Annotated in this window: 9 protein-coding genes and 1 tRNA gene; 2 read left to right on the top strand and 8 right to left on the bottom strand. The window is 72.7% G+C overall.

The features are described 5' to 3' along the window. Positions 1–54 precede the first annotated feature (54 nt). The 4 genes from JKP75_RS07780 to JKP75_RS20875 form a co-directional block, all read right to left on the bottom strand. Positions 55–249, bottom strand: a complete 195-nt coding sequence (locus tag JKP75_RS07780; protein WP_200492909.1) for a hypothetical protein — start codon at positions 247–249, stop codon at positions 55–57. Continuing rightward, positions 246–1,211 (bottom strand): branched-chain amino acid ABC transporter substrate-binding protein, encoded by a 966-nt coding sequence (locus JKP75_RS07775; protein WP_200492908.1) that lies wholly within the window; start codon positions 1,209–1,211, stop codon positions 246–248. Before JKP75_RS07775 ends, JKP75_RS07780 begins: the two co-directional genes overlap by 4 nt. Positions 1,212–1,507: 296 nt before the next feature. Next, positions 1,508–1,864 (bottom strand): ANTAR domain-containing protein, encoded by a 357-nt coding sequence (locus tag JKP75_RS23355; RefSeq protein WP_309229627.1) that lies wholly within the window; start codon positions 1,862–1,864, stop codon positions 1,508–1,510. Continuing rightward, positions 1,858–2,109 (bottom strand): response regulator, encoded by a 252-nt coding sequence (locus JKP75_RS20875; protein ID WP_309229626.1) that lies wholly within the window; start codon positions 2,107–2,109, stop codon positions 1,858–1,860. Before JKP75_RS20875 ends, JKP75_RS23355 begins: the two co-directional genes overlap by 7 nt. A gap of 73 nt (positions 2,110–2,182) precedes the next feature. On the opposite strand from JKP75_RS20875, the gene JKP75_RS07765 reads away from it, so the two are divergent. Together JKP75_RS07765 and JKP75_RS07760 are read left to right on the top strand one after the other, a co-directional pair. After that, positions 2,183–2,256 (top strand) — tRNA-Leu (locus JKP75_RS07765). Positions 2,257–2,493: 237 nt separating this feature from the next. Beyond that, a complete protein-coding gene (locus JKP75_RS07760; RefSeq protein ID WP_309229625.1) occupies positions 2,494–4,164 on the top strand; it encodes a pyridoxal-dependent decarboxylase in 1,671 nt (556 codons plus the stop codon). A gap of 20 nt (positions 4,165–4,184) precedes the next feature. On the opposite strand, the gene JKP75_RS07755 is transcribed toward JKP75_RS07760, so the two are convergent. The 4 genes from JKP75_RS07755 to gltB form a co-directional block, all read right to left on the bottom strand. Next, positions 4,185–5,057, bottom strand: coding sequence for an acyl-CoA thioesterase II (locus JKP75_RS07755; RefSeq protein ID WP_200491904.1), 873 nt, complete (start codon positions 5,055–5,057; stop codon positions 4,185–4,187). Next, entirely contained in the window at positions 5,054–6,469 is a 1,416-nt protein-coding gene (gene pyk, locus JKP75_RS07750) for a pyruvate kinase (protein WP_200491905.1), read from the bottom strand. The genes JKP75_RS07755 and pyk overlap by 4 nt, the downstream gene beginning before the upstream one ends. Positions 6,470–6,601: 132 nt before the next feature. Further along, the gene (locus JKP75_RS07745) at positions 6,602–8,104 is read right to left on the bottom strand and encodes a glutamate synthase subunit beta (RefSeq protein WP_200491906.1); all 1,503 of its coding nucleotides are present in this window, start codon (positions 8,102–8,104) and stop codon (positions 6,602–6,604) included. Positions 8,105–8,157: 53 nt separating this feature from the next. Beyond that, a complete protein-coding gene (gene gltB, locus JKP75_RS07740; RefSeq protein ID WP_200491907.1) occupies positions 8,158–12,813 on the bottom strand; it encodes a glutamate synthase large subunit in 4,656 nt (1,551 codons plus the stop codon). Positions 12,814–13,033 lie beyond the last annotated feature (220 nt).

The raw sequence follows: 13,033 nt of genomic DNA, 5'->3' as shown, positions 1-13,033 counted from the left end.
GCCGGGTCTCCTCAAGGAGGAGGCCCGGCCGCGCACTGGTGGGTCAGGAGGAGATCAGTCGGTCTCGATCTCCTGGTCGGCGACGATCTCGCCGTTCTCCACCTTGTAGGCCCAGACCGAGATGTTCTCCGGCTCACCGTTCTCGTCGAACTTGATCGACTTGGTGATGCCCTCGCCCTCGTAGTCGTTGATCCACTCGAGCAGCGACTCGCGGTCGGTGTTGCCCTCGAGGATGCCCTGGAGCATCACGTTGGCAGCGTCGTAGGCCTCGGCCGAGTAGGTCGCCGGCGCGGAGCCGAAAGCGTCCTCGAAGGCGGTGTAGAAGTCCTGGCTCTCCTCCGGGGGGAGGCAGGGGCAGGTGATGATGGTGCCCTCGGCGGCGTCGCCGGCGGCCTCGATGAAGCCGCAGGGTCCTTCACGCCGTCGGCGACGACGAACGTCGCCTCGACACCGGCGCCGCGCATCTGCTGGACGAGCAGGCCGGCCTCGGCGTAGTAGCCGCCGAAGAAGACCGAGTCGGCACCCGAGCTGCGGATGGCGGTCACGGTCGCCGAGAAGTCGGTCTGACCGGTCTGGATCGTGTCGGTGCCGACGACGGCGTCACCGGCGCTCTCCTCGACGATCTCGGCCAGGCCGGCGCCGTAAGCGGAGGCGTCGTCGACGACGAACACCTTCTCGCTCTTGAGCACGTCGGCGATGTAGCTCGCCGCCGCCGGGCCCTGGCTGGCGTCGTTGCCGAGGACGCGGTGGAAGGTGTCCCAGCCGTTGGTCGACAGGTCGGGGTTGGTGGCCGACGCGGAGATGGTCGGCAGCCCGCCCTCGGAGAAGATCGGGCCGGCGGTGTCGGACTCGCCCGAGAAGGCGGGGCCGACGATGCCGATGACCGAGTCGTCACCGATGGCCTGCGTGGCCAGACCGGTCGCCTGGTTGGGGTCACCGGCGGAGTCGTACTCCTCCAGCGCCACCTGGCAGTCGGCGTTCTCCTCGTTGAACTGGTCCACGGCCAGCTGCACACCGTTGCGGATGTTGATGCCGAGGTTCGCCGCGGAGCCGGTCAGGGCCCCGAAGTAACCGATGGCGACGTCCTCGCAGGTGCCGGCCTCGCCGCCGCTGCCCGAGGCCTCCTCGTCGTCGCCGCCCGACGTGCCGCAGGCGGTGAGAGCCAGCGCCATGGCGAGCAGGGGCGCGCCCGTCTTGACCGAGAAACGCACATGTCCTCCAGAGCCAGATCGGCGGATCGCTGTTCGCTCCGCCGGTGGTCGATCGCCGTCCCGGTGGGGAGCGGCTGGCAAACAGTAGGGCGCTCCCCGCGCGAGTTTGAGCGGCCCCCGACGATTCGTGACCGTCTCGTGATCGCGTCCCTGACCGGGCCGGAACGGGCGCCACGGCGGGGTCGGAGGGCCACCCCGAGACCGTCCCGCAACTTCGTAGGCGGACAGTTTCCGATACCGACGATCGACAGGTCACCGACGCATTGGAGCCGCTACATCGACGGCGCCGCCGACGCTCAGGTGGCGCCGGCCTCAGGAGGTACGCCGTCGGCCAGGATTCGCTCCGCGAGCACCCGCATCGACGTCCGCTCGTTCATGGCGGAGCGCTGCAGCCAGCGGAACGCGTCCGCCTCGGTCACGCCGCGCGCAGCCATCAGCAGACCCTTGGCCTTCTCCACAACCTGCCGGGCCGCCAACCGCTCCTCCAGCGTGCGCACCTCGCCGTCCAGCGCCGCCATCTCCGCGAACCTGCCCCGCGCCACCTCGATCGCCGGCACCAGGTCGTGCTTCGAGAACGGCTTCACCAGGTAGGCCATCGCGCCGGCGTCACGGGCCCGCTCCACCAGCTCCCGCTGGCTGAACGCCGTCAGCACGATGACGGGAGCGATCCGCGCCGCCGCGATCTGCTCCGCCGCCGTGACAGCCCGTCGAGCACCGGCATCTGGATGTCCAGGATCACCAGGTCCGGTGCCAGCTCCGCCGCGCGGTCCACCGCCTGCTGGCCGTCGCCCACCTCGGCGACGACCTCGTACCCCTCCTCCTCGAGCATCTCCTTGAGGTCGAGACGGATGAGTGCTTCGTCCTCGGCGATGAGAACCCTGGCCGGCGCGCTGCTCACGGGGCTGAGCCTAGCGACGTCAGGCCCCTGACCGCCCCGGTTACGCTGACCCGGCTGCCGGCCCGGCCGGCGCGCCCCCGTACCCCAATCGGCAGAGGGAGCGGATTCAAAACCCGCGCAGTGTGCGTTCGAGTCGCACCGGGGGCACTGGGTTGTCTTTGTCGTCCTGCGGACGACGAACGCGGCCACGTGCCGTTCCCCCTGTGCTCGGAGCCCTTCCCTGCCGTTCGTCGGGGACCCTCCGGGCCCCCGCTCGGCGCGACACCGCCTCCGGCGGTCCCCCGGTACCGCGGTGATGGGCTCGGTACCGCGGTGCGGTGCGGTACTCGCGCAGCTGCGGCGGTAGCGGGGGTCGGCCCCACCGGCCCGCCTAGGGTGTTCAGCGTGACCGAGCCCGCGCCGCACATGACTCCTGAGCAGTTCCGGCAGCACGGCCACGAGGTCGTGGACTGGATCGCCGACTACTGGTCGCGGGTCGGGTCGCTGCCCGTGCGGTCGACGGTCGCTCCCGGCGACGTGCGGGCCGCGCTGCCCGAGGCCCCGCCGGAGCGGGGCGAGCCGTTCGCCGACGTCCTGGGCGACCTCGACCGCGTCGTCGTGCCCGGGCTCACCCACTGGCAGCACCCCGGCTTCTTCGGGTACTTCCCGGCCAACACCTCCGGGCCCTCGGTCCTCGGCGACCTGGTCTCCGCCGGCCTAGGCGTGCAGGGCATGTCGTGGGTGACCAGCCCGGCCGCCACCGAGCTCGAGCAGCACGTCATGGACTGGTTCGCCGAGCTGCTCGGCCTGCCCGCCTCCTTCCGCTCCACCGGCACCGGCGGCGGCGTCGTCCAGGACTCCAGCTCCGGGGCCAACCTCGTCGCCCTCCTGGCCGCCCTGCACCGGGCCAGCGGCGGCGCCACCGTGCGCCGCGGCGTCGAGCCCGAGCGGGCCACCGTCTACGTCTCCGCCGAGACGCACTCCTCCATGGAGAAGGCCGTCCGCATCGCCGGCCTGGGCAGCGACGCCGTCCGCATCGTCGAGGTGGACGGCGACCTGGCGATGAACCCCGGCGCGCTCGCCGCCCGCATGGAGCGCGACGTCGCCCGCGGCTACACCCCGGTGCTGGTCTGCGCGACCGTCGGCACCACCTCCACCACCGCCGTCGACCCGCTGGCCGCCATCGGCCCGGTCTGCCAGAAGTTCGGCGCCTGGCTGCACGTCGACGCCGCCTACGCCGGCGTCAGCGCCGTCGTCCCGGAGCTGCGGCACCTGCAGGACGGCGTCGAGTGGGCCGACAGCTACACCACCGACGCGCACAAGTGGCTGCTCACCGGCTTCGACGCCACCCTGTTCTGGGTCGCCGACCGGGCCGCCCTCACCGGCGCGCTGGCGATCCTCCCCGAGTACCTGCGCAACGCCGCCACCGACGCCGGCACCGTCGTCGACTACCGCGACTGGCAGGTCCCGCTCGGCCGCCGCTTCCGCGCGCTCAAGCTGTGGTTCGTGCTCCGCTGGTACGGCGCCGAGGGGCTGCGCGCGCACATCCGCGGGTCGGTCGCCCTTGCCCAGGAGCTCGCCGGGTGGGCCGAGGCCGACGAGCGCTTCGACGTCCTCACCCCGCACCCGCTGTCGCTGGTCTGCCTGACCCCGCGGTGGCCCTCGGGCGTCGACGCCGACGTCGCCACGATGACCCTGCTCGAGCGGCTCAACGACGGCGGCGAGGTGTTCCTGACCCACACCACCGTCGGCGGCCGGGCGGTGCTCCGGATCGCCGTCGGCGCCCCGTCGACCACCCGCGCCCACGTCGAGCGGGTGTGGACGCTGCTGCGCGAGGGCCACGACTGGCTGGCCGCCGACTTCGCCGCCCAGGCCGCGGAGCAGGCCGCCGCCCGGCAGGCCGAGCGCGAGCGGGCCGAGCGCGAGCGGGCCGAGCGCGAGCGGGCCGAGAGCGAGCGGGCCGAGAGCGAGCGGGCCGACGCCGAGCAGGCCGCGGCACCGGTCGGCGAGCCCGAGCAGCCGGCTGATGAGCGGCCCGCCGACGAGCGCCCGCAGGAGCCCGCCGCCGCCGAGTAGGCGGCGGGCGGGCGGCGGCCTCAGAGCGAGCGGATGAGGCCCTGCTGGGTGACCGTCGCGATGTGGGTGCCGTCCTGGGCCCAGATCTGGCCGAAGCACAGCGCCCGGCCGTGCGACGCCGCCGGGCTGTCGGTCTCGTAGAGGAACCACTCGTCGGCGCGCACGGGCTGGTGGAACCAGACCGCGTGGTCCAGGCTCGAGCCCGCGGTGCGGCCCCAGCCGCCGCCCATGCGTGCGGTGCCCGCACCGAGCAGGCTCAGGTCGCTGGCGAAGGTCAGGGCAGCGGCGTGCACGGCCTGGTCGTCGGGCAGTCGCCCGGCCACCCGCATCCAGGCCCAGGACTTGGTGTCGGGGTAGGTCTTGGGCGGGCGGTGGAAGGGGTGCTCGAGCATCCGCTGCTCCACGGCCTGGCCGATGCTCATCGCCGCGCGTCCTTCCTCGCCGCGGCTGGCCAGCAGCTCGAGGAACGTCGGCAGGCTCTCCGGCTCCGGGACGTCGGGCATCGGGAGCGCGTGCTCGGCGTAGGCGGCCTCCCCCGCGGAGGCGTCGGCGGTGAGCGCGAAGATCGCCGCGTCCTTCTCGCCGCGGCGCTGCCAGGCGACCACCCGCCGGGTGCTGAACGTGCGCCCGTCGCGCATCCGCTCGACGGCGTAGCGGATCTCCTCGTTCGGGTCGCCCGGGCGGAGGAAGTACGAGTGCAGCGAGTGCACCGAGCGGCCCTCGGGCAGCGTCAGGGCCGCCGCCATGAGCGCCTGGCCGGCCACCTGGCCGCCGAAGATGCGCTGCATCGTCGTGTCGGGCGTCTTGCCGACGAACAGGTCGGGCTCGCGCTCCTCGAGGGCGAGCACCGACATGAGGGCCGCGGCCTGGGTCGTGCCGTCGCTGGCGGTCATGAGTCGGTTCCCACCTCGTGGACGCGGATCAGGTTGGTCGAGCCGACGGTGTTGGGCGGGCTGCCCGCCACCACCACGACCCGGTCGCCGACCTTGAGCCGGCCGATCGACAGCAGCGAGAAGTCCACCTGGGCGACCATGTCGTCGGTGTGCGACACCTCGGGCACGAGGAAGGTCTCCACGCCCCAGGTGAGCGCCAGCCGGCTGCGGACGGCGGGGTCGACGGTGAAGGCCAGCAGCGGCTGGCGCGGGTGCAGCGAGGAGAGCCGCCGGGCGGTCTCGCCGGTCTGCGTGAAGGTGGCCAGCGCCTTGACGTCGAGCGCCTCGCCGACGTCCTTGGCCGCGCGCACGATCGCCCCGGAGCGGGACCGCGAGCGGCGGGCCACCTCGGGCACGGCGGCGTGGTCGCTCTCGACCGCGTCGATGATCCGCTCCATCGTGCGGACGGCGGCGATCGGGTGCGCGCCGACCGACGTCTCACCGGAGAGCATCACCGCGTCGGCGCCGTCGAGCACGGCGTTGGCGACGTCGGAGGCCTCGGCGCGGGTGGGCCGCGAGTTGACGATCATCGACTCGAGCATCTGGGTGGCCACGATGACCGGCTTGTTGCGCTCGCGCGCGGCCTGGATGGCGCGCTTCTGCACCAGCGGCACCTGCTCCAGCGGCAGCTCCACGCCGAGGTCGCCGCGGGCGACCATGATCCCGTCGAACGCCTCGACGATCTCGTCCAGCCGCTCCACCGCCTCGGGCTTCTCCAGCTTGGCGATGACCGGGACCTCGACGTCCTCCTGGCGCATGATCTCGCGCACCAGCTCGGCGTCGGAGCCGGAGCGGACGAAGGACAGCGCGATGAAGTCCACGCCCAGCCGCAGCGCGAAGCGCAGGTCGAGCTCGTCCTTGTCCGACAGCGCCGGCACGCTCACCGAGACGCCGGGCAGCGACAGGCCCTTGTTGTTCGAGACCGGGCCGCCCTCGATGACCAGGCAGGTGACGTCGGGGCCGTGGACCGACAGCACGGTGAGCGCCAGCTTGCCGTCGTCGACCAGCAGCCGGTCGCCGACGGCGACGTCGTTGGCGAGGTCCTTGTAGGTCGTGGACACCCGCTCGGCGGTGCCCTGGACGTCGTCGACGGTGATGATCACCTGGCTGCCGGTGGGCCACTCGACCGGGCCCTCGGAGAAGGTGCCCAGCCGGATCTTGGGGCCCTGCAGGTCGGCCAGGACGGCGACGGCGTGGCCGGTCCGGTCGGAGGCCTCCCGCACCCGCTGGTAGGCCGCGGCGTGGTCGTCGTGCGCCCCGTGGCTGAAGTTCAGGCGGGCGACGTCCATGCCCGATTCGACGAGGGCGATGACCTGCTCCGGAGAGCTGGTCGCCGGACCCAGGGTGCAGACGATCTTGGCGCGGCGGGACATGGTGGGAACGCTAGTTCACCGCAGTCCTCCGGACCGCATCGCGCCCGGGAGCGGTTCCCCACACACGCCCCGGCCCCGCGACCGGGTCGTGGTCGCGGGGCCGGGAGGAGAGCGCTCCGGAGGAGCGCGGTGCTACCGCAGGGCCACGGCCGTGGGGGTCACCGGGCGGGGCAGCGCCGAGGCGCCGGTGAGCCAGGTGTCCGCGGCGGCGGCCGCGGCGCGGCCCTCGGCGATCGCCCACACGATGAGCGACTGCCCGCGGCCCATGTCACCGGCCACGAAGACGCCGGGGACGGTCGACATGAACTCGGCGTCGCGGACGACGTTGTCCCGCTGGTCCATCTCCACGCCGAGGGCGTCGAGCAGGCCGGTGCGCTGCGCGCCGGTGAAGCCCATGGCGAGGAAGACGAGGTCGGCCGGCAGCTCGCGCTCGGTGCCCTCGATCTTCTGGAACCGGCCGTCGACCCGCTCCACCTCGTGCAGCAGCAGCGCCCGCACGTTGCCGTGGGCGGGGCCCTCCTCATGACCCAGGAAGCGCTCGGTGTTGACCGAGTACAGCCGCTCCCCGCCCTCCTCGTGGGCGCTGGAGACCCGCATGATCATCGGGTAGGTGGGCCAGGGGTTGGCGCCCGCGTCCCGGCGGTCCGGCGGCGCGGGCATGATCTCCAGCTGCGTGACCGAGGCCGCTCCCTGGCGGTGCGCGGTACCGAGGCAGTCGGCCCCGGTGTCACCGCCACCGATGATCACCACGCGCTTGCCGGCGGCGTTGATCGGCGGGTCGTCGAGCTCGCCGAGCGCCTGGCGGTTGCCCATCGGCAGGTACTCCATCGCCAGGTGGATGCCGTTCAGCTCCCGGCCCGGGGCGGGCAGGTCGCGCCCGACCGTCGCGCCACCGGCGAGGACGACGGCGTCGTACTCGGCCCGCAGCTGCTCGCTGGACAGGTCGTCGGCACCGGGGCCGCCGACCTCCACACCGGTGACGAACCGGGTGCCCTCGGCGCGCATCTGGTCCAGCCGCCGGTCGAGGACGGCCTTCTCCATCTTGAACTCGGGGATGCCGTAGCGGAGCAGCCCGCCGATGCGGTCGGCCCGCTCGTACACGGTGACCTCGTGCCCGGCCCGGGTGAGCTGCTGGGCGGCGGCGAGCCCGGCCGGCCCGGAGCCGACGACGGCGACCTTCTTGCCGGTGCGCTCGGCGGGCGACTGCGGCTCGACCCAGCCCTCGTCCCAGGCCCGGTCGATGATCTCCCACTCGATCTGCTTGATGGCGACCGGCGACTCCTGCAGGTTGAGCACGCAGGAGCCCTCGCACGGCGCCGGGCACAGCTTCCCGGTGAACTCCGGGAAGTTGTTGGTCGCGTGCAGCCGCTCGATGGCGTCGTGCCAGTCGTCGCGGCGGGCCAGGTCGTTCCACTCCGGGATCAGGTTGGCCAGCGGGCACGCGTGGTGGCAGAACGGGATGCCGCAGTCCATGCAGCGCGCCGCCTGCTTGCGCACCTCGGCCGTCGGGAACAGCGGGTCCTCGCCGTTCTGGCGGGCCGTGTAGACGTCCTTCCAGTCACGGATGCGCAGCTCCACGGGCCGCCGCGGCGGCAGCTCCCGCTCGAACTTCAGGAATCCGGTGGTGTCAGCCACGTGCACAGCCCTCCTGCGCGGTCGCCGTGAGACTTTCGGTTGCGTAGCGCGTCTCAGCCACGAGCGGCCTCCATCACTGCGAGATCGACATCGGTCCCGTTGGCCTCGGCCATGCGCTGCGCGTCCAGCGCCCGCTTGTAGTCCCGCGGCATGATCACGCTGAACTGGGCCGACCAGCGGCCCCAGTCGGCCAGCAGCGCACCGGCCACCGGCGACTCGGTCTCCTCGGCGTAGCGCACGAGCACGTCCCGCAGCCACTGGGCCGACTCGCCGTCCAGCGGCTCGACGTCGACCATCTCGCCGTTGACCCGGTGCCGGGCCAGGTCGAGCACGTAGCCGATGCCGCCGGACATGCCGGCCGCGATGTTCCGCCCGGTCGGGCCGAGGATCACCGCGCGGCCGCCGGTCATGTACTCGAGCGCGTGGTCCCCCACGCCCTCGACGACGGCGAGCGCACCGGAGTTGCGGACGCAGAACCGCTCGCCCACCCGGCCGCGCAGGAAGATCTCGCCACCGGTCGCGCCGTAGCCGATCACGTTGCCGGCGATGACGTTGTCCTCGGCGGCGAACGGCGCCTCCCGCGAGGGGCGGACGACGATCCGGCCGCCGGAGAGGCCCTTGCCGACGTAGTCGTTGGCGTCGCCGTAGAGCCGCATGGTGATGCCGCGCGGCACGAAGGCGCCGAACGACTGCCCAGCCGACCCGCCGAAGGTGAGGTCGATCGTGCCGTCGGGCAACCCCTCTCCCCCGAACCGCCGGGTGACCATCGAGCCCAGCATCGTGCCGACGGTGCGGTTCACGTTCCGCACCGGCAGCTCGAGGGTGACCGGGCGGGCGTCGAGCAGCGCGCCCTCGCAGAGCTGGATCAGCGTCTGGTCCAGCGCGACGTCGAGGCCGTGGTCCTGGTCGCGCACCTTGCGGCGCGGCGCGCCCTCGGGCAGCTCCGGGACGACGAGCAGCGGCGACAGGTCCAGACCTGCGGCCTTCCAGTGGTCGACCGCCTGCCGGGTGTCGAGCAGCTCGGCGTGGCCGACCGCCTCGTCCAGCGTGCGGAAACCCAGCTCGGCGAGGTACTCGCGCACCTGCTCGGCCAGGAACTCGAAGAAGGTGACGACGAACTCCGGCCGCCCGGTGAACCGCTTGCGCAGCTCCGGGTTCTGCGTCGCGACGCCCACGGGGCAGGTGTCGAGGTGGCAGACCCGCATCATCACGCAGCCGGCGACGACCAGCGGTGCGGTGGCGAAACCGAACTCCTCGGCCCCCAGCAGCGCCGCGATGATCACGTCGCGGCCGGTCTTCATCTGGCCGTCGGCCTGCACGACGATGCGGTCGCGCAGCCCGTTGGCCAGCAGGGTCTGCTGGGTCTCGGCCAGGCCGAGCTCCCACGGGGAGCCGGCGTGCTTGAGCGAGGTCAGCGGTGCCGCGCCCGTCCCGCCGTCGTGACCGGAGATGAGCACCAGGTCGGCGTGCGCCTTGCTCACGCCGGCCGCGACCGTGCCGACGCCGACCTCGGCGACCAGCTTGACGTTGATCCGCGCCTGGTCGTTGGCGTTCTTCAGGTCGTGGATGAGCTGCTTGAGGTCCTCGATCGAGTAGATGTCGTGGTGCGGCGGCGGGCTGATCAGGCCCACGCCCGGCGTGGAGTGCCGGGTGCGCGCCACCCACGGGTAGACCTTGCCGCCGGGCAGCTGGCCGCCCTCGCCGGGCTTGGCCCCCTGGGCCATCTTGATCTGGATGTCGTCAGCGTTGACCAGGTACTCGCTGGTGACGCCGAACCGGCCGCTGGCCACCTGCTTGATCGCCGAGCGGCGCAGGTCGCCGTTCGGGTCGGGGGTGAACCGGTCGGGGTCCTCGCCGCCCTCACCGGTGTTGGACTTGCCGCCCAGCCGGTTCATGGCGATCGCGAGGGTCTCGTGCGACTCCTGCGAGATGGAGCCGTAGCTCATCGCACCGGTCTGGAACCGCTTGACGATCTCGCTGACCGGCTCGACCTCCTCGAGCGGCACGGGCGGGCGGACGCCGGTCTTGAGCTCGAAGAGCCCGCGCAGCGTCGAGGCCTCCGCGCTGAGCCGGTCGACGGTGTCGGTGTACTTCTGGAACACGTCGTACTGACGCGACCGGGTCGCGTGCTGCAGCAGGAACACCGTCTCGGGGTTGAACAGGTGGATCTCGCCCTCGCGGCGCCACTGGTACTCGCCACCGACCTCGAGCCGGCGGTGCGCGGTCTCGGTCGGGTTGTCCGGGTAGGCGCGGCGGTGGCGCATGGCCACCTCCTCGGCGAGCACGTCGATGCCGACGCCGCCCAGGGGCGCGGAGGTCCCGGTGAAGTACTCGTCGACGAGGTCCTGGGACAGGCCGACGGCCTCGAAGATCTGCGCCATCGTGTACGAGCCGACGGTGCTGATGCCCATCTTGCTCATGACCTTGAGGACGCCCTTGCCGAGCGCCTTGACCATGTTGCGGACGGCCTGCGCCGGCTCGACGCCGGTGAGCGCGCCGTCGCGGATGAGGTCCTCGATCGACTCGAACGCCAGGTAGGGGTTGACCGCGGCCGCGCCGTAGCCGAGCAGCAGCGCGACGTGGTGCACCTCGCGGCAGTCGCCGGACTCGACGACCAGCCCGACCTCCATGCGGGTCTTCTCCCGCACCAGGTGGTGGTGGACCGCAGCGGTCATGAGCAGCGACGGGATCGGCGCGCGCTGCTCGTCGCAGTCGCGGTCGGAGAGCACGATGATCCGGGCCCCGGCGGCGATCGCCTTCGAGACCTTGGTGCGCAGCTCCTCGACGGCCTGGGCGAGGGCCGGGCCGCCGCCGTTGACGTCGAAGTGGCCGGTGATCCGGACGGCGGCGTACCCGGGCAGGTCGCCGTCGTCGTCGATGTGCAGGATCTTGGCCAGCTCGTCGTTGTCGATGACCGGGAACGGCAGGAACACCTGCCGGGCCGAGGCCGGGGTGGCCTTGAGCAGGTTCTGCTCGGGGCCGAAGGTGCGGCCCAGGCTGGTCACCAGCTCCTCGCGGATGGCGTCCAGCGGCGGGTTGGTCACCTGGGCGAACAGCTGCCCGAAGTAGTCGTAGAGCAGCCGCGAGCGGTCCGACAGCGCCGCGATCGGGGTGTCGGTGCCCATCGAGCCGATCGGCTCCGCGCCGGAGGCGGCCATCGGCTGGACGAGGACGCGCAGCTCCTCCTCCGTGTAGCCGAACAGCGCCTGCCGGCGGACGACGGACTCGTGGCTGGGCCGCGAGCGGCGGCGCTCGGGCAGCGTCGGCAGGTGCACGAGGCCGGCGTGCAGCCAGTCGTCGTACGGGTGCTCGGCGGCCAGGGCGCCCTTGACCTCCTCGTCGGAGACGATGCGCCCCGACGCGGTGTCGACCAGGAACATCCGGCCCGGCTGCAGCCGGCCCTTGGCCACGATGTCGGCGGCGGGGATGTCGAGCACGCCCACCTCGCTGGCCAGCACGACCAGGTCGTCCTTGGTGTGCCACCAGCGGCCCGGGCGCAGCCCGTTGCGGTCCAGGACGGCGCCGATGAGCGTGCCGTCGGTGAAGCAGACCGCGGCGGGCCCGTCCCAGGGCTCCATGATCGAGGAGTGGAACCGGTAGAAGGCCCGGCGGGCCGGGTCCATCTCGTCGTGGTTCTCCCACGCCTCCGGGATCATCATCAGCACCGCGTGCGGCAGCGAGCGGCCCGACAGGTGCAGCAGCTCCAGCACCTCGTCGAAGGTCGCCGAGTCGCTGAAGTCGCTGGCGGTGACCGGGAAGATCCGGTCCAGGCCGAGCTCGGAGGCCGGCCCGGCGGGACCGTCGAACATCTCCGTGGCCAGCTTCGCCTCGCGGGCCCGCATGCGGTTGCGGTTGCCCTTGATCGTGTTGATCTCGCCGTTGTGCGCGATGAAGCGGAACGGGTGGGCCAGCGGCCAGCTCGGGAAGGTGTTGGTCGAGAAGCGGCTGTGCACCAGCGCGATCGCCGACTCGTAGCGCTCGTCGCGCAGGTCGGGGAAGAACAGCGGCAGCTGGTCGGTGGTCAGCATGCCCTTGTAGGTGATCGTCCGGGACGACAGCGAGGCGATGTACAGCGAGCTGCCGGCGTCGACGGCGGCGCGCTCGGCACGCTTGCGCAGCACGAAGGAGCGCCGCTCCAGGCGGGTGACGCCGTTGCACTCGACGTTGCCGCCGAAGGCCGCCTCGTCGGCGCGGGCGCCCATCGTCTCGGCGACGAACAGCTGGGCGAAGTGCGGCATGACCGCGCGCGCCGTGGGGCCGAGGTCGGCACCCTCGGGGTCGATCGGCACGTCGCGCCAGCCCAGGACGGTCAGGCCCTCCTCGGCGGCGAGGCGGGCGACGTCCTCCACGCGGGCGGCGCGCTCGGCGTCGTCGGCGGGCATGAACGCGATGCCGACCGCGTACTCGCCGGCCGGCGGCAGGTCGAACCCGACGCTGGCGCGCAGCAGGGCGTCGGGCACCTGGGTGAGGATGCCCGCGCCGTCGCCCGAGTTGGGCTCGGCGCCGGCGGCGCCGCGGTGGTCGAGGTTGTGCAGGGCGGTGAGGCCCTTGGCGACGATGTCGCGCGACCGGCGTCCGCGGGCGTCGGCCACGAAGGCGACACCGCAGGCGTCCTTGTCGTTGGCCGGGTCGTAGAGGCCGGAGGCAGCGGGAACCGCGGAGAACGGAACGGCTGACTTCGGAGCGGCGGGGGCGGTGAGGTCGGGCATGTCACTCCCGTCGTCGGCGGCGCCCGTCTCCTCCCGAGGAGAGCGGGCGGGGCTGGAGCCCGTGCCGGTGGTCAAGGTCTTGGCGGACAGCACTGCGGAGGCCGGCGCAGCCCGGGAGGGGAGGTCGACCCGGGTGTGCAGGCGGGAGCCCCTCGGGTCGTCACCGACGGGCCGTCGTCCGCGGGGCGACGCTGGCCCGGTCCGACACTCGGGCCCGTCC

It is taken from the genome of Blastococcus sp. TML/M2B, assembly GCF_016612865.1.
GTDB lineage: Bacteria > Actinomycetota > Actinomycetes > Mycobacteriales > Geodermatophilaceae > Blastococcus.
The sequence above is the reverse complement of the archived record's forward strand: the minus strand, read 5'-3'. Positions and strand labels throughout refer to the sequence as shown.